Source organism: Stenotrophomonas maltophilia (assembly GCF_013464915.1).
GTDB classification, from domain to species: Bacteria; Pseudomonadota; Gammaproteobacteria; order Xanthomonadales; family Xanthomonadaceae; genus Stenotrophomonas; species Stenotrophomonas maltophilia_AT.
The window spans coordinates 1-17,138 of record NZ_RAVT01000004.1 but is presented as its reverse complement, the minus strand read 5'-3'; the positions used below and the strand labels follow the sequence as shown (position 1 = coordinate 17,138).

General features: G+C 66.7%; 14 protein-coding genes. 9 read left to right on the top strand and 5 right to left on the bottom strand.

Going from position 1 to position 17,138, the window contains the following annotated elements:
- Nucleotides 1-14: 14 nt before the first annotated feature.
- The 3 genes from D7T59_RS01210 (at nt 15) to D7T59_RS01200 (ending at nt 1,741) form a co-directional block, all read left to right on the top strand.
- A complete protein-coding gene (locus D7T59_RS01210; protein WP_164137657.1) occupies nt 15-356 on the top strand; it encodes a type II toxin-antitoxin system prevent-host-death family antitoxin in 342 nt (113 codons plus the stop codon).
- A 3-nt stretch (nt 357-359) separates the two neighbouring features.
- The gene (locus D7T59_RS01205) at nt 360-986 is read left to right on the top strand and encodes an ATPase (RefSeq protein WP_180851215.1); all 627 of its coding nucleotides are present in this window, start codon (nt 360-362) and stop codon (nt 984-986) included.
- 110 nt (nt 987-1,096) lie between these two features.
- The gene (locus D7T59_RS01200) at nt 1,097-1,741 is read left to right on the top strand and encodes a hypothetical protein (protein ID WP_164137655.1); all 645 of its coding nucleotides are present in this window, start codon (nt 1,097-1,099) and stop codon (nt 1,739-1,741) included.
- Between the two features lie 111 nt (nt 1,742-1,852).
- Here the strand turns inward: D7T59_RS01200 and proP are convergent, their stop codons facing one another.
- A complete protein-coding gene (gene proP, locus D7T59_RS01195) occupies nt 1,853-3,340 on the bottom strand; it encodes a glycine betaine/L-proline transporter ProP (RefSeq protein WP_164137654.1) in 1,488 nt (495 codons plus the stop codon).
- A 490-nt stretch (nt 3,341-3,830) separates the two neighbouring features.
- Between proP and D7T59_RS01190 the strand changes: the two genes are divergently transcribed.
- Both D7T59_RS01190 and D7T59_RS01185 read left to right on the top strand, forming a co-directional pair.
- Nucleotides 3,831-4,247 (top strand): host attachment family protein, encoded by a 417-nt coding sequence (locus D7T59_RS01190; protein WP_106548619.1) that lies wholly within the window; start codon nt 3,831-3,833, stop codon nt 4,245-4,247.
- A 421-nt stretch (nt 4,248-4,668) separates the two neighbouring features.
- Nucleotides 4,669-7,023, top strand: a complete 2,355-nt coding sequence (locus D7T59_RS01185; RefSeq protein ID WP_180851214.1) for a GH92 family glycosyl hydrolase — start codon at nt 4,669-4,671, stop codon at nt 7,021-7,023.
- Between the two features lie 92 nt (nt 7,024-7,115).
- Here the strand turns inward: D7T59_RS01185 and D7T59_RS01180 are convergent, their stop codons facing one another.
- Complete coding sequence (locus D7T59_RS01180) at nt 7,116-8,489, bottom strand: sensor histidine kinase N-terminal domain-containing protein (protein WP_180851213.1); 1,374 nt, start codon at nt 8,487-8,489, stop codon at nt 7,116-7,118.
- Nucleotides 8,482-9,156 (bottom strand): response regulator, encoded by a 675-nt coding sequence (locus D7T59_RS01175; protein WP_180851212.1) that lies wholly within the window; start codon nt 9,154-9,156, stop codon nt 8,482-8,484. The genes D7T59_RS01180 and D7T59_RS01175 overlap by 8 nt, the downstream gene beginning before the upstream one ends.
- Before the next feature lie 62 nt (nt 9,157-9,218).
- On the opposite strand from D7T59_RS01175, the gene D7T59_RS01170 reads away from it, so the two are divergent.
- Genes D7T59_RS01170 through D7T59_RS01160 form a run of 3 tightly spaced genes read left to right on the top strand, consistent with a single transcriptional unit; the run spans nt 9,219 to nt 14,709 of the window.
- A complete protein-coding gene (locus tag D7T59_RS01170) occupies nt 9,219-10,466 on the top strand; it encodes a TolC family protein (RefSeq protein ID WP_180851211.1) in 1,248 nt (415 codons plus the stop codon).
- Nucleotides 10,463-11,635 carry an efflux RND transporter periplasmic adaptor subunit gene (locus D7T59_RS01165; protein WP_180851210.1) on the top strand — a complete coding sequence of 391 codons (1,173 nt, stop codon included), beginning with the start codon at nt 10,463-10,465 and terminating at the stop codon, nt 11,633-11,635. The genes D7T59_RS01170 and D7T59_RS01165 overlap by 4 nt, the downstream gene beginning before the upstream one ends.
- On the top strand, nt 11,632-14,709 hold the full coding sequence (locus D7T59_RS01160; RefSeq protein ID WP_180851209.1) for an efflux RND transporter permease subunit: 3,078 nt from the start codon (nt 11,632-11,634) through the stop codon (nt 14,707-14,709). Before D7T59_RS01165 ends, D7T59_RS01160 begins: the two co-directional genes overlap by 4 nt.
- A 91-nt stretch (nt 14,710-14,800) precedes the next feature.
- On the opposite strand, the gene D7T59_RS01155 is transcribed toward D7T59_RS01160, so the two are convergent.
- Together D7T59_RS01155 and D7T59_RS01150 are read right to left on the bottom strand one after the other, a co-directional pair.
- Nucleotides 14,801-15,115 carry a hypothetical protein gene (locus D7T59_RS01155; RefSeq protein ID WP_180851208.1) on the bottom strand — a complete coding sequence of 105 codons (315 nt, stop codon included), beginning with the start codon at nt 15,113-15,115 and terminating at the stop codon, nt 14,801-14,803.
- A gap of 233 nt (nt 15,116-15,348) precedes the next feature.
- Complete coding sequence (locus D7T59_RS01150) at nt 15,349-16,092, bottom strand: SDR family oxidoreductase (protein ID WP_164137646.1); 744 nt, start codon at nt 16,090-16,092, stop codon at nt 15,349-15,351.
- 106 nt (nt 16,093-16,198) lie between these two features.
- Here D7T59_RS01150 and D7T59_RS01145 point away from each other — a divergent pair, with 106 nt between their 5' ends.
- Complete coding sequence (locus tag D7T59_RS01145) at nt 16,199-17,092, top strand: LysR family transcriptional regulator (protein ID WP_180851207.1); 894 nt, start codon at nt 16,199-16,201, stop codon at nt 17,090-17,092.
- Nucleotides 17,093-17,138: the final 46 nt, after the last annotated feature.

Genomic DNA, 17,138 nt, shown 5'->3' with positions numbered 1-17,138 from the left:
TCTGGAGCCGTGTCATGACCCTGCCGCTGGATCTGCCTGGCCTCGAAAAGGCCCCGGCCTCGTCGGTGAAAACCCGCGGCTGGCCGAGCCTGATGCGTACCGTGCGCGAGAAGCAGGCGCTGGTCATCACCAACCACAACCACCCCGAAGCGGTGATCGTGGATATCCGCGTCTATCAGGAGCTGCTGGCCAAGGCCGCCGGCAGTGATGCCGGTGAGCGCAGCGAAGAGCTGCTGCGCCTGCGCGGTGAATTCGACCAGACCCTGGCCAGCCTGCAGCGCGGGGAGGGGCTGGGCAAGGTGCTGGGCCAGCCGATCCGCCGCGGTCGCAAGGTCACCCTCGGCCGTCCGCTCTGACCGATGGGACGGATCCTGGTGCTTGCCGGCGTCAACGGCGCCGGCAAGAGTTCGCTGCTCGGTACCTGGCTGGAAGCCGAAGGGCTGGGCTGGTTCAACCCTGATTCGTTCACCCGTCGCCTGGTGGAGGCCGGCTGGCCGCTGTCCGATGCCAATGCCGAGGCATGGCAGGAAGGCACCCGCCGCCTGCGCCGGGCCATGGCTGATGGCACCGACTTCGCCTTCGAGACCACGCTGGGTGGCAACACCATTCCACGCCTGCTGCGCGAGGCCTGCGAGCACCATCACGTGGCGATCTGGTTCTGCGGCCTGGCCACGGTGGACCTGCATATCGCCCGCGTTGCAGCGCGGGTGGCCGCCGGTGGCCATGACATTCCGGTGGAGAAGATCCACGCTCGTTTCGATTCGGCGCGCGAGAACCTGCTGGAACTGCTGCCGCACCTGGCCGAACTGCACGTCTACGACAACAGCGCACCGGCCGACGCCGAAGGCTGCGTCGAGCCGCTGCCGGTGCTGGCGATGGCGCATGGCCAACTGCAGTACCCGGTGTCGGTGGCCGAACTGCTGCACACGCCGGACTGGGCCAAGCCCATCGTGATGCGCGCGATGGAGTTGAACACCTCCCGGTAGATCCACGCCGAGCGTGGATGCCTTGTGCACATCGGGCAGAAGATCGCCGGGCATGACCCGGTGCTACAGGAGCCGCAGGTTAGACTGCCCGCACATTCAAGGAGGACGTCATGCACGGATCCGCAACGCTCCGCTCGATCCTGATCCATCTGGCGCCTGCAGTGCTGGCGCTGTCCTGCCTGCCGGTGATGGCCGCGCCACCTGTCGTCAAGCGCACGGTGCCGCCGCCCAGCCTGGTGCAGGCCTTGCACGCCGCCGAAGCCAGCCTGCGGCTTATTCCCGGCGACGATATCGAATCGGACTTCCGCCCGGCGTGGACGGCTGTTGCCGATCTCGATGGTGATGGTCGTTCTGAAGTTGTGTACTTCTACACCTCCACCTATACCGGTGGCAGCTTCGCGCAAAGTAATGTGGTGGCGGTGATGACCGCACTGACGGCGAACGATCCGCGCGGCCAGGAGAACCCGAAGAGCCTGTCACGGGTGGAGGCCGAGGACTTCGCGGCCATCCGGGAATCGGGCTACGGCGATGACGCTGGCATCCAGATTCCTGGCGCAGTGCGGTCGATCCGAATCGAGGGCAACCGGATCATCGTTGCCTTCACTGTGACCGCAGGCGCAACGGTCTGCGAAATTCCCCGCGATTTCCAACACGTCTGTCCGCCAGAGGGGGCGTACGAGTGGACCCTGCACTGGACGCCCGGAAAGCTGACCCGCGAGGGCGGGGAGGCCGAGGCGCCCCCGCACGGCGTGTGACATCGGCGTCTGCCTGCCAGGCGCACGTCGCGCGAAATGCCGCCGGGCATGGCCCGGCGCTACCCGTCCAGCAGATCCACGCCATGCGCGGTTGGCGTTTCGCGCCGAGCCTCAGGCCGGCTTCACCTGATCGGGCTCTGCAACGTCCGGCAGCGGCGGCAGGCTCGGATCCACCGTCACCGGCACATCGCTCTTCAACAATGCAGCGGCTTCCTTCTCGCTACCCACCGCCGGCGGTGAGCCGCGCAGCGGCAGACCGGCGGTTTCCTTCACGAACAGCATCGTCACCAGCCCGATCACCGCCGCGCCCATCAGGTAATACGCCGGTACCAGCGGATCGCCGGTGCGCTCCACCAGCCACGCGGTCACCAGCGGCGTGGTGCCGCCAAACAGCGACACCGACACATTGAACGCGATCGACAACGCGCTGTAGCGCACCGGGGTATAGAACAGCGCGGGCAGCGTGGACGGCATCGAACTGGTGAAGCACACCAGCGCCAGGCCCAGCAGCATCAGGCCAAGGAAGATCAGCCAGTCATTGCCGCTGCCCACCAGCAGCAGGCACGGCACCGCCAGCACCAGCAGCGCGATGCAGGCACCGATGATCATCGGTCGGCGGCCCAGCCTGTCACTGAACAATCCGCCGACGATGTTCAACGGCATCATCACCAGCATCACGATGATGATCAGCAGCAGTCCCTTGCTCTCGGCATAGCCCATGGTGACGCTGAGGTAGCTGGGCATGTAGGTCAGCAGCATGTAGTCGGTGACGTTGAACACCAGCACCAGGCCCATGCATACCAGCAGCTGGCGGCCGTGCACCTGGAACAGCGCGCCCAGCCCGGGACGATCGTGCTCGCGCTTCTCGGCTTCCTCGGCGAAGGCACGGAAGGCCGGGGTCTCCTCCAGTTTCATGCGCATGTACAGGCCGAGCAGGCCCAGCGGACCGGCCACCAGGAATGGAATGCGCCAGCCCCAGTCCAGCATCTGCTCGCTGCTCAACAGCATGTGCAGCGCGGTCACGGTGCCGGCGCCGGCGATGTAGCCGCCCAGCGTGCCGAATTCCAGCCAGCTGCCCATCAGCCCGCGGTTGCGGTCGGTGGAATACTCGGCGATGAAGGTTGCCGCGCCGCCATACTCACCGCCGGTGGAAAAGCCCTGCACTACGCGTGCGAGCAGCAACAGCACCGGAGCCCAGATGCCGATGCGCTCATAGGAAGGAATCAGGCCGATCGCAAACGTGCCCAGTGCCATCAGTATCATGGTGAACGCCAGCACTTTCTGGCGCCCGTAGCGGTCACCGAGCGGGCCGAACACCAGGCCGCCGAGCGGCCGCACCAGGAACGCCACGGTGAAGGTGGCGAAGGCAGCGATCACCTGCGCGGTGGGGTTGCTGGACGGGAAGAACACCTGGCCGATGGTGACGGCCAGATAGCCATAGACACCGAAGTCGAACCACTCCATGGCATTGCCCAGTGCGGCGGCGCCCACGGCGCGCTTGAGCATGGGCTTGTCGACGACGGTGATCTCATCGACCTTCAGGTGGCGGCGACGTTTGAACCAGCCGAAATGGGCATGTGCCTCGGGTGTGTCCTGCATGGGGGCTCCCTTGGAGATGTGGAATGGGGAAGGCGGCATGCATGGATGCACGGGCACGGCAAAGCACCGCCGTTGCGGCGGAAACATGGCAATGCGATTACGGCGGCGCAGTCAGCGGCCGGGAATCACAGCGATGCGGGAAGTGGCAGGCGAAGCGCCTGCGGGTGTCATCCGCCAGGATCCAGCGCGAGGCGATGGATGGGCGAAGCGGGAACATGCGTGGCAGAAGCCGGCGTGGCAAGCGAAGCGCCGGTCGGCAGTGCTTCCCACGTAACAGGTGCGCCCGTCACGTAGTGGGTCGTGTCGATCATGGGTTCATCATAGCGGCACGCGCGTGAGCGTGCGGCGAAGCGCGTCGATCTGCACGCTGTGTTCCATCGCGCCTGTTCATGTGCGAAGCGATGATGACATGCGTTGAACGGAATCTGGTCGCACCGCTCACGTTCGGCCCTCTACGGTAGAGGCGAACGCAACAGAGAAGGAGCATCGCATGACCCGTCGCATTCCCGAAGGTACGCTTGTGGTTGTCGCCGATGGCGGATCGGCCCGTGTATTCACCAACGTCGGCAGTGATCACCAGTTGGCATTGAAGCAGGAGGGCGAACTGCGCCTGCAGGACATCAGCGAGCAGGGCGTTTCGGGGCAGGGACCGGCCGGCGCCGTGCCGAAGGACATGTCCATTTCGCAGCTCAATGAAGCCACGTTTGCCAAGCAGGTGGCCGAGCAGCTCAATGATGATGCGTTGAACAACCGCTATGCGCACCTGGTGCTGGTGGCCGACCCGACCACGCTGGGACGCATCCGCCCACTGCTGCACAAGGAAACCCAGGCGCGCCTGCTGGGCGATATCGCCAAGGACCTGACCAATGCCCCGCTGGCGGATATCCAGAAGGCCATTGCGGCGTAGGCAGGCAGGGTTTCCATCCGCAGCGCTTCCGTGCCGATCAGCTCCGCTGCTTCCCAGCCGTGGCGCTTGTGTTCCAGCAGCAGGCGACCCAGGTCGTCGGTGACCAGCAACCGCAGGATGGTGTAGTCATCCTGTGGAGGCTGCGAGGTGGTGGCCGTAGTGGACGGCGTGGCGTAGCCGGGTCTTGCGAAAGCCAACGCGCTTCCCATCACGATCCATCATGCAGCGCGGATGTTCATGCGTGCTCTCCCGGGAGTGGGCGCAGGGCAGGGCGGCATCGGCTGCACAGCAAGTACGCCTGCGCTTCGCGTGGGAAGCGTCTACTTGGAGGTGTGACCCATGGAAGGGCGGATGGACGCACTGCAACATGCGGCACGGGAAGCCCGGTGCTAGGATCCGGCCATCACCTGAATCGATCCAAATGCCGATGCCCACGCTGGACCGTCGTCTCCTGATCGCTGTCGCCGCCACCGCCATGCTTGCCTCCGGTGCCGCTCTGGCTGCCACGCCGAGAACCGCCGCCGACAAGGCCTATGCCTCGGTCGACCCGTTCATCGGCACCGGCGGCGAGGGCCACACCTACCCGGGTGCAACGGTGCCGTTCGGCATGGTCCAGCTCAGCCCTGATACGCGCATCCAGCCGCGTGAGAAAGCCTACGGCTGGGCAGCTGGCTACCGCTACGACGACAGCAGCATCGTCGGTTTTTCACACACGCATTTCTCAGGCACCGGCCATTCCGACCTGGGTGACATCCTGGTCATGCCGTTCACCGGCAACCCCGGGCTCGAGCGCGGTGATCCGGAGAAGCCGGGCAGCGGCTATGCCTCCCGATTCCGCCATGACGACGAGAAAGCCGAGCCGGGCTACTACGCGGTCACCCTCGACGATTACAAGGTGCGCGCCGAGCTGACCACCAGTGCCCGCGTGGGTGTGCATCGCTACTCCTTCCCGAAGGGCACCGACGCCAAGTTGCTGTTGGACATGCGCACCAGCATGTATGACTACCCGGGCAAGGTGCTGTGGTCGCGGGTGCGCGTGCGCGCCGATGGCACGGTGACCGGCTTCCGTGAAACCCGTGGTTGGGCGCCGGGCCGCCAGCTGTTCTTCGCGATGCGTTTCTCGCGGCCGCTGGCCGGGCATGAGCTGCATAGCACCGAGAAGGACATTGTCTACAAGGGCTTCCCGCCGCCGGGCGAGAAGGATCCGGCGCAGCGTGCACAGATCGAGGGCAAGCAGCTGGTTGGCACCTTCAACTTCGGCAAGCTGGATGCGCCGTTGATCGTCAAGGTGGCGATCTCGCCGGTCAGTGAGGCCGGCGCCATCGCCAACCTCGATGCCGAAGTGGCCGGCTTCGATTTCGACCGCGTGCGGGCGCAGGCAAAACAGGAATGGACGCAGGCACTGTCGGTACTCGATATCGATGCCCCTGAACATGCGCGCCGCAGTGCGTACACGGCGCTGTATCACACCTTGCTGGGGCCGACGCTGTTCATGGATGCCGATGGCCAGTACCGCGGCTCGGACAATGCCGTGCACAAGGCCGACGGCTTCACGAACTATTCGACGTTCTCGTTGTGGGACACCTACCGTGCGCTGCACCCGTTGTTGACCCTGGTGCAGCCGGAAAAGCGCAACAGCGACTTCGTGAACTCCATGCTGGCCCATCATGAGCACAGCCCCTACGGCATGCTGCCGGTGTGGTCGTTCCACGGGCTGGAGGACTGGTGCATGATCGGCTACCACGCGGTGCCGGTGATCGCCGATGCCTACGTGAAGGGTATTCGTGGCTTTGACGCAGACAAGGCATTGAAGGCGATGGTCGAGACCGCCAACTACGGCCCCTACGACGGCATCGCGCAGTACCGTGAGCTGGGCTACGTGCCGATCGACGAGGAAGGCGAGGCCGCCAGCAAGACGCTGGAATACGCCTTCGACGACTGGACCATTGCGCGCATGGCGCAGGCGATGGGCAAGGCCGATGTCGCGGCGACCTTCGACAAGCGTGCCGGCAACTGGCGCAATGCCTTCGACAAGGACACCGGTTTCATGCGCGCGCGCAAGCGCGATGGCAGCTTCCGCGAGCCGTTCGACCCCAGCGCCAGCGGCTACGGCACCGACTACACCGAAGGCAACGCCTGGCAGTATTCCTGGTACGTCCCGCAGGACGTGGCCGGGCTGGCCGCAGTGCACGGTGGCAGCGACAAGCTGTTGGCGCGGTTGGACGATGTGTTCAATGCAAAGGTGGATCCGTCGATCTTCGCGCACATGGAAGACATCACCGGCCTGATCGGCTGGTATGCGCACGGCAACGAGCCCAGCCATCACGTGGCCTACCTGTATTCGTACGCGGGACAGCCGTGGCGCACGCAGGCGCGCTTGAAGCAGATCATGGATACCCAGTACGCCGATCGCCCCGATGGCCTGGCCGGCAATGACGACGTGGGCCAGATGTCGGCGTGGTACGTGTTCACCGCGCTCGGCTTCTATCCGGTGGCGCCAGGTTCGGGCGAGTACATCCTCGGCCGCCCGTTCCTGCCGAAGACCGCGATGCGTCTTCCGAACGGCAAGACCTTCATCATTGTGGCCGACGGTCTGGACGACAGGCACACCTATGTGGGCAGCGTGACCCTGAACGGCACGCCGTTGCAGCGCACGTTCCTGCGCCACGATGAGATCCTGGCCGGTGGCGAACTGCGTTTCAGCATGCAGGCCGAGCCGAACAAGGACTGGCCGGGGCAGGGTGCACAGGCACCGTATTCGATGAGCACGCCGTAACGGTAGCGCCGGGCCATGCCCGGCGTGATTCCGATGCGTGGAACTGTAGAGCCGAGCCCATGCTCGGCTCTGCACAGACAATTCGACAAAGGTCAGGTGAACCGCAATCCCACCCGTGCGCCACCGATGGGGGCGTTGTCGATCGCCAGCACTGCAGCATGCCGCTGCGCGATCTCGGCCACGATCGCCAGGCCCAGCCCACAACCGTCGCCTTCGCTGCTGGCGCGGTAGAAGCGTTCGGTCACGTGGCTTCGTTCAGCCGCGGGGATACCGGGGCCGTCATCGTCCACCCACACCTGCGCGCCGTGGGCATCCTGCCGCACACCCAGGGTAACTACGCCGCGCACGAAGCCGTAGCGCAACGCGTTGTCCAGCAGATTGCCCAGCGCCTCGCGCAGCAGCTGCGGATCACCCTGTACCTGCACGCCGTCATCCGGTCCGTCGTAGCCCAGGTCCACGCCTCCGGCCAGCGCCCGGTCGGCATAGCGTTCGACCACTCCCCGGGCGAGTGCGGCCAAATCCACAGGCTGCAGTGACAGCGCGCTGCCCTGCGCATTCTCGGAGCGGCTGAGCAGCAGCAGCTGATTGACCAGGTGCTGCAACCGTGCCAGTCCGGCCAGCGTGCCGGACAACGCCAGCTGCTGGGCCTGCGGATCATGCTGGCGCAATGAGCTTTCAAGCTCTACCTGCATCGCCGCCAAGGGCGTGCGCAGCTGGTGTGCGGCATTGCTGACGAAGCGCCGCTGTGCGGCCTGCATGGCATCCAGACGTTGCAGCAGGGCATTGTAGGCCTCCACCGCGGGCCACAGTTCGCGCGGCGCTTCCTGCGCTGGTTCCAGGGGAGCAAGCGGATCCGGGCGCGGGCTGGCCAATCGTCGAGCGACCTGGTTGGCGTGCCGGGCGGCGGCGCCGGTGCCCGACCAGGCCAGCCATGCGGCCAGTGCCAGGATCGCGGTCTGGAAGGGGATGCTGGTCATCAGCAGCTTGCGTTCCAGGCGATGGCGCTTGCGCAGCGTTTCGGCCACGCGCAGGCGGATGTCATGGCCGGGCCCGGCGCTGACCACTACCTCGACCATGCGCACGGCCTGGCCGCGCAGGCGTGCATCGTAGTAGACCGCGTCGTTGCCGCCGGCGGCGACCGTTGGGCGCGGCAGTGCCTCGGGCAGATCGCCGTACAGGCGCCCGCCCGCGGCATCGAGCACCTCGCCATGAACTTCGTCGGCGGTGTCCCAGGTGAACATGCGCGAGACCGCCGGCGTGATGTCGATGGAGACCTGGTCGTCCTGCACCTTCACCAGCTCGGACAACGACATCGCCGAGTCCAGCAGCCAGCGGTCGTAGACCTGGCCGGCATAGAAGCGGGCCAGCGCGAACGAGCCAACCGCGCTGCACAGCATCAGCACCAGCAGCGGCAGCCACAGGCGACGCAGCAGCAGGCCGCGCAGGCTGTGCACGCCCTCAGTCACCGCCGGCCTCCATGCGATACCCCAGGCCGCGCAGCATGCGGATGCCAACGCCGGCGCGCGCCTGTTCCAGCTTGCGGCGCAGGCGGCTGACATGCACCTCGATCACCGACAGGTTGGCCTCGTGGTCCCAGCTGTACAACGCATCGAACAGGCGCTGCTTGGTGACAGTGCGACCGGGATGCTGCATCAATGCCTCGACCAGCGCCAGCTCGCGTGCGGTCAGCTCGATGCGCTGGCCATCCACCTGTACCTCATTGCGGATGCTGTCGAAGCACAGGCGCCCGAGCCGCTTCTGCGCCGGTGCGTCGCTGCGGCGACGTGACAACGCGCGCAGGCGTGCTTCCAGCTCACCCAGTGCGAACGGCTTGGCCAGGTAATCGTCGCCACCCCGGTCCAGCCCAAGGATGCGGTCCTCCACACCGTCGCGTGCCGTCAGGATCAGCACCGGCAGGGTGACGCCATCGTTGCGCAGCCGCGACAGCAGATCCAGGCCATCGACGTCGGGCAGCGAGAGGTCCAGCACCATCACGTCATACGGTGCGCTGGCCAACGCTGCGGGCGCGTGCAGCCCACGCGAGAGGTGGTCGCATAGATGTCCGGCGCCCTGCAGGGCGCGGATCAGTCCATCGGCCAGAGCGGCATCGTCTTCGATCAGCAGGATTCGCATTGCAAGCTTCGTGCAAGGTTGGGGCAAGTTTGGCGCAAGTACGTCACCTTACCGTGACGCGCATGAACTTCTCCTCTTGTCTTGTGGCCGTACTTGCCACTCTTTGGTGCGCGCCCCCGGCTTCGGCGCTGTCCCTGCAGGAAGCACAGCGTGCGATGGAAGCACACAATCCGGACCTGCGTGCGGCGGCACTGGAGCTGCGCGGCATGCAGGGCGATGCGCAGACCGCCGCGCTGCGGCCCGCAGCCGAGCTTTCGATCGGCAGCAGCAAGATCAGCCCCAAGCATGGCATCGGCCCCGGACGCTGGCAGGACAAACGGGTGGACAGCACGCTGGGGCTGGGTTGGACATGGGAACGCGGTGGCAAGCGCGCATTGCGCGTCCGCCAGGCCGATGCGCTCCTGGAAGTGGCCGGGCTGGAGATGCTCGATACCCGGCGCCGACAACAAGTGGCGCTGCATGAAACCTATTTCGGCCTGAAGGGAGCCCAGGAGCGGGCGCAGATTGCCGAGGCCAACCGCCAGAGTTCGGCCGAGCAGATGGCGGCGGCGGACAAGCAGGTCGCGACAGGGGCGATGGCGCCGGTCGACCGCGCGCGGCTGGCGGTGGACGACCTCGCGGTAGCCGACGCGGCGCGCGAGGCGGCGCTGGATCTGCGCGACGCGCGGAATGCGCTGGGGCTGCTGCTCGGCCGCGATGACAGCCGCGGCCTCAGTGCCGATGACCCCTGGCCGGATGCCAGCAGCGTGGCCGATGCGCGCGCGTTCGATCCGCAGCAACGTGCCGATCTGCGCGCGGCACGTTCGCGCCTGGCCGCAGCCGATGCGGGCGTCGCACTGGCACGCAGCGAGCGCCACCGCGATATCCAGCTGGGTGTGGAGGCCGAACGTGAGCCGACCGATATCAGTGGTGTCACCTGGGGCGTGTCTTTGACCATTCCCCTTGGCGGCCCATCGCGTGCGCGCGGTGCCATCCAACGTGCCGAGGCCGACCGTGACAGCGTGGCGCTTGAGCTGCAGGTGCGGCAGCGCGAAGCGCGTGCCGAGCTGGACCAGTTGCTGGCCAGCGCGCAGTCCGCCGGGCAGCGCCGCACCGCCTACGAAGGGCTGCACGCCGACGCCGCGCGCAAGGCGATGCAGGGCATCGAACTGGCCTACCGCCGCGGTGCTGCCAGCTTGACCGACCTGCTGGACGCGCGCCGCAGCTGGCGCGACTTCGAGGCCGCGCTGATCGAAGCACGTGCCGACCATGCCATTGCCCTGGCGCGCTGGGAAGCCGCCACATCCGTTGCTGAAGGAGAATCCCGATGAAGTCCACCGTTGCCCATCGCCTGCGGGCGCGACATGCCGTGCTGCCGGCGTTGCTGGTGCTGGCCCTGCTGGGCGGCTGCGGTCGAGAGCCAGCATCCTATCTTGAGGATGCGTCGCAGGTCAGCGCCGGCCAGATCCAGTTTCCCGCCGACAGCCGTCAGCTGGACGTGCTGCGCAGCGAGGCGGTGAGTGCCGGCGCCAGTGCCAGCCTGCAGTTGCCGGGCCGGGTGGCCTGGGATGAGACGCGCTCCAGCGCATTGCACACGCCGCTGCCGGGGCAGGTGGCGCGCATCGAGGCGCAGCCGGGGCAGAAGGTGAAGGCCGGCCAGGTCATCGCCTGGATCACATCGCCCGAGTTCGGCCAGGCCCAGGCTGAAGGCACGCGTGGCCGCGCCGAGCTGCAGAAGGCACGCAAGGAACTGGACCGCACCCGCGAACTGCATGCGGCAGGCGTGGCGTCGGGTCGTGAACTGGACGAGGCCGAGGCAAATTTCGCCGGCAGCCAGGCCGATCATGCGCGCGCGGCCGCCTTCGCCAAGGCCTATGGCAACGGCCAGCGCGTCGACCAGCGCCTGCCGCTGCGCGCGCCCATCGATGGCGTGCTGGTGGAGCGGCGGATGAGCCCGGGCATGTCGGTCAGCCCCGACAGCGACCAGCCGTTGGCGGTGATCGGCGATCCGGACCGCCTGTGGGTGCTGCTGGATGTTCCCGAAAGCCTGGCCGGTCGCGTGAAGGTTGGCATGGGAGTGAGCCTTCACGCGGCCGATGGCGCGGTAGTGCAGTCGACTCTGCTTCACATGGATGACTTCGTCGACAGCGAACGCCGCGTGGTGCAGGCGCGCGCCGAGCTGGACAACCGCGCACGCGGCTTCAAGGCGGGGCAGTACGTGCGCGCCCAGGTGGCGTTGCCGGCCCAGGGCGGTGTCTCGCTGCCCGATGCGGCCGTGTTGTTGATCGACGGCAAGCAGGTGGTGTTCGTGGAGGAGGGCAAGGGACGCTTCGTGCGCCACGCCGTGCATGCCGAGGAACTGGGCGATGGCCGGCTGTGGGTGCGTGAAGGGCTGGCTGCAGGCAGCAGGGTGGTGGTCGAGGGCGGCCTGCTGCTGCAACAGCTGGTGGACAACGCGCCGGCAACCGTCAGCACCGGCACGGGGCACGCCGCCCCATGATCGATCGCCTGATTGCCTACTGCCTGCGTCAGCCGTTGATGGTGATGCTGGCGTTGCTGTTGTTCATCGGCGCCGGTATCGCCGCGTTCCGCGTGCTGCCGGTGGAGGCCTTCCCGGACGTCTCCGACACCCAGGTGACCGTAGTGTCGCTGCACCCGGGCCGCGCTGCCGAAGAGGTGGAACGCGAAGTGACGATGCCGCTGGAAGTGGCGCTGTCCGGCATTCCGCATTCGGTGCGGGTGTTCTCGCATACGCAGTTCGGCCTGTCGATGATCATCCTGACCTTCGATGACAAGGCTGACGATTACTTCGCGCGCCAGCAGGTGCTGGAACGCCTGCAGGGCGTGGAACTGCCGGAAGGGGTGACGCCGGAACTGGAGGCGATGAGTTCGGCGGTGGGCGAGATCTACCGTTATGTGCTGAAAGGCCCGCACATGACGCCGACCCAGCTGCGCACCGTTCAGGAATGGACGATGGAGCGCAGCCTGCGCACCGTGCCGGGTGTGGCCGATGTGATCAGCTTCGGTGGCTTCGCGCGGACGTTCCAGGTCAAGCCGGACCTGGACAAGCTGCGCGACCGCGGTATCAGCCTCGGCGAGTTCGCCGAAGCGCTGGAGAAGGGCAGTTCGAACGCGGGTGGCGGCTACGTGGAGCGCGGCCAGCAGCAGTTCCTGATCCGCGGCGTCGGCCTGATGCGTTCGCCGGCCGATATCGGCAACGTGGTGGTGGCGCAGCGTGGAGGAACGCCGATCCTGGTACGCGATCTGGCCGGTATCGCCGACACCGGCCTGCCCCGGCAGGGCCTGGTTGGCCAGGACGACAACGACGACGCGGTGTTCGGCATGGTGCTGATGCGCAAGGGCGAGAATCCGTCCGATGTGCTTGACGCCCTGCATGCGCGCATTGCCGATATCGAAGCGAACCAGCTGCCGGCCGGGGTCAGCATCGAACCGTTCTACGACCGCTCGTGGCTGGTCTCGACCACGCTGAAAACCGTCTTCCGCAATCTGCTGGAAGGCGCGGTGCTTGTGTTCCTGGTGTTGTGGCTGTTCCTGTACAACGCCCGCGCGGCGCTGATCGTGGCGGCGATGATGCCGTTGGCGCTGTTGTCGACCTTCCTCGGCCTGCACCTGTGGGGCGTGCCGGCCAACCTGCTGTCGCTGGGTGCGATGGACTTCGGCATCATCATCGATGGCGCGGTGATCGTGACCGAGCACATCGTTTCGCGACTATCGAAGCTGCCACCCAGCGCCGACAGGAAGACACGCTTCTCGACCATCCTGTCGGCAGCGTCCGAAGTGGGGCGGCCGACGTTCTTCTCGATGCTGATCATCATCGCCGCACACATCCCGATCTTCACCCTGCAGCGCCAGGAAGGCCGGATGTTCGCGCCGATGGCCTACTCGGTGACCTCGGCGCTGATCGGTGCCTTGATCCTGGCGCTGACCGTAGTGCCGCTGTTCTGCTTCTGGTGGCTGCGGCGCGACCGCATGCGCGACGGCAATCCGCTGATGGATCGCCTGACCGGTTGGTACAAGCCGGTGCTGGAGCGCGCCCTGGCGCGACCGCGTACGGTAGTGCTGACGGCGGTGGCGCTGCTGGTCGCTACGCTGGCGCTGGGCACGCGGCTGGGTTCGGAGTTCCTGCCGGAGCTGGACGAGGGCTCGATCTGGCTGACCGCCACGCTCGACCCCAGCACCAGCCTGGCCGAAGCACAGCAGCAGTCGCGGCGTATCCGTGAGCTGGTCCGCACGTTCCCGCAGGTGTCGACGGTGGTGGCCAAGCTCGGCCGACCGGAAGACGGCTCCGATGCCAAGGGTGCCAACCAGATCGAGGCGCTGGTGGCGTTGAAGCCTGAGAAGGAGTGGCCGAAGGGCGTGGACAAGCGGCAGCTGGTGAGCGACCTGCAGCGCACGCTGGAGCAGCGCATTCCGGGGCCGGAGTTCTCGATCTCGCAGCCAGTGCGCGACAACATTCTGGAGAGCATCTCGCAGATCAAGGGCCAGGTGGTGATCAAGGTCAGTGGCTCGGATCTGGACGTGCTCAACCAGCACGCGCAGGCGATCCTGGGCCAGGTGCGTGGCGTGGAGGGCGTGGAAAGTGCGTTCATCGACCGCGACGGCTCCTTGCCGCAGCTGCAGATCGAGATCGACCGCGACCGCGCCGCGCGCTATGGCCTGAACGTGCGCGACATCGACGAGGTGATCGAAACCGCGCTGGGCGGCCGCCAGGTGGGGGAGCTGTGGGAAGGCGACCGCAGGTTCCCGATCACGCTGCGCCTGGACGACGCCGACCGCGACCTGCAGCGCCTGCGCACGGTGCCCGTCGGCATCGGTGACGGCCACACGGTGACGCTGTCCGACGTGGCCGATTTCCGCATGGCCAGCGGCGCGATCAACATCTCGCGCGAGAACGCACAACGGGTCAAGGCTGTCAGCATCTTCATCGCCGGGCGCGACATGGGCAGCGTGGTGGCCGACATGCGCAAGCGCGTGGATGCCAGCGTGCAGCTGCCGGAAGGCTACCGGTTGGAATGGTCCGGCGAGTTCGAGAACCAGCAGCGTGCGATGAAGCGGCTGGGCTGGGTGATTCCGCTGTCGGTGCTGATCATCTTCGTGCTGCTGTTCGATGCCTTCAAGGACATCAGCAGTGCGGCCTTGATCCTGGCCAACGTGCCGTTGGCGATGATCGGCGGGATCCTGGCGCTGTGGCTGACCGGCATTCCGCTGTCGGTGTCGGCGGCGATTGGATTCATCGCCTTGTTCGGGCAGGCGGTACTGAACGGGGTGGTGATGCTCAGTCGCTTCGCCCAGCTGCGTGAGCAGGGCATGGACCTGCTGCAGTCGGTGGTGCAGGGCTCGCTGCAACGCCTGCGCACGGTGCTGATGACTGCGTTTCTGGCGATGTTCGGCCTGCTGCCGATGGCGACCTCGCATGCGATCGGTGCCGAGACCCAGAAGCCGCTGGCGGTGGTGGTGATCGGCGGCCTGCTGTCGGCGATGCTGCTGACCCTGCTGGTGCTGCCGACGCTGTACTACTGGGTCCATCGCCGCCGCGAGGCGCGTAGCGCCTGACCACACTGTAGAGCCGAGCCCACGCTCGGCTGCTTCTGGCCCTCGCGCGAAGATCCGCCGAGCCCGTGCTCGGCGCTACATCAGCGCTGCGTCACCATGCCGCGCCCTGCCAGGCGATCATCATCGGTACGATCAGCAGGCTCAGGCAGCTGACGCACAGCACCGTCGTGGTGATGTGGAAGAGCCAGAACCGGCCTGGCGTTTCAGCACGCCATACTTTCCTGGCGAGGTTGACGCCCCAGATCGTAAAGCCATCGGCGATGCCCCCCAGGAAGAAGCAGACGGTCGCCAGTGCCCACAGCACCCAGATCAGCGCCATCGCCAGATTGCGTACGTCGCCAGGCAGCCAGGTCCATAACACCAGCGTCGCCAGCGCCAACAGGCCTCCCAGCAGGAGGGTGATCATCCATAGCCAATACCAGATGCCCGGCTTTCCCATGCGCGTGGCTCTCGTCCGTTTGAGCGAGGATAGCCAGAGAGGGTGCCCTTACACCATCCCACCGTTGGCCCGCAGTGATCTGGCTCCCCGTCAGCGAAGGCCAGAAACAGCCGAGCATGGGCTCGGCTCTACCGAGTTCACGCGCTATGCATGGATGCGATCGGTAGATCCACGCCATGCGTGGATGCCGTCCGCGCGACCTACACCATCCCGCCGTTGGCGCGCAGCACCTGGCCGTTGATCCACCCGCCATCGGCGCTGGCCAGGAACCCGACCGCACCGGCGATGTCCTCAGGCGTACCCAGCCGCTCCAGGGGATTCAGCTTGGCCAACCGCTCGATCAGCTCCGGCGATTTGCCCTCCAGGAACAGGTCGGTGGCGGTGGGTCCGGGTGCCACCGCGTTCACGGTGATGTTGCGCCCGCGCAGCTCCTTGCTGAGGATCGCGCCCATCGTCTCCACCGCCGCCTTGCTGGCCGCGTACACGCTGTAGTTCTCCAACCTGATGCCGACCACGCTGGTGGACAGGGTGATCAGCCGGCCACCGTCGCGCACCCGTCGTGCGCTTTCACGCAGCACGTTGAAGGCGCCTTTGAGGTTGATGCCGATCACCCGCTCGAACAGGGCGTCGTCGGTGTCGGCCAGTGGTGCCAGCTGCAGCACGCCGGCGCTGTTGACGACCACGTCGATGCCACCGAAGCGCGCCTCGATGGCGTCGAAAAGCCGATGCACCGCCTGTGGATCCGCTACGTCGGCCTGCAGGGCGATCGCCTGTGCGCCGGCGGCGTTGAGTTCGGCAGCAAGGGCCTCGGCCTCTTCGCGCCGGCCGGCATAGTTGATCACCACGGCATGGCCGTTGGCGGCGAGGCGGCGCGAAATGGCGGCGCCGATACCGCGGGAGCCGCCGGTGACCAGGGCGACGGGGCGGGTTGGGGAGTTGGGCATGGTGGATTCCAGCGAGGCACGCCGGAGCGGCGCAGGACCATCTTCGCGATCTTTCCATTTCGGATAATCATGCATAATCCGCCAACATCATCCGGAAATCCGAATAATGGACCGCTTCACAGCGATGCGCGCCTTCGTCCGTATCGTCGAGCGCCGCAGCTTCACGCGTGCCTCCGAAGACCTGGGCCTGCCGCGGGCCACGGTGACCGACGCGATCAAGGCATTGGAGCAGCGGCTGGGCGTGCGCCTGCTGCACCGGACCACGCGGCTGGTGGTGCCGACGCTGGAAGGTGAGGCCTTCTATGGGCGTTGCCTGCGCCTGATCGCCGACATGGACGACGCTGAAGCCGCGTTCCGTGACGCACCCCCGCGCGGCCCGTTGCGAATCGAGGTGCATGGCACGCTGGGCCGGCATCTGCTGCTTCCGCACCTGCCGGACTTCCTGCAGCGCTACCCGGAGATCGAGCTGGAGGTCAGCGAGGGCGACCGCTATGTGGATCTGCTGCGTGAGGGTGTGGACGCGGCGCTGCGGGTCGGCGCGCTGGCCGACAGTGATCTGGCGGCGCGACGGTTGACGATGCTGCGTGAGGTCACGGTGGCCTCGCCGGGCTACGTGCACGACAGGGGTCTGCCAGGCAGCATCGACTCCCTGCTGGAAGGCCACGAAATGGTCGGCTATCGCTCCAGTGCCACTGGTCAGCTGATTCCGCTGGAGTTCCAGCAAGGCATGCAGGTGCGTTATGTGCCGCTGCCCGCACGGGTGCGTGTTTCCGGCGCGGATGCGTTCCTGGGCGCCGCGCTGGCGGGGCTGGGAATCATCCAGGCGCCGCGCTACCGGATGAACCCTTACATCGCACGTGGGCAACTGGTCGAGCTGTTGCCGGAGGTGCCGCCGACGCCGAGCCCGTTGAGCCTGGTCTACCCACGCAGCCGCACACCGTCGCCACGCCTTCGGGTGTTCATCGACTGGGTGGCCGGGGTGTTCGACCAGATGAGGTAGTGCCGGCCGCDGGCCGGCAACTGCAACACGCTTGATGTGCCAAGGT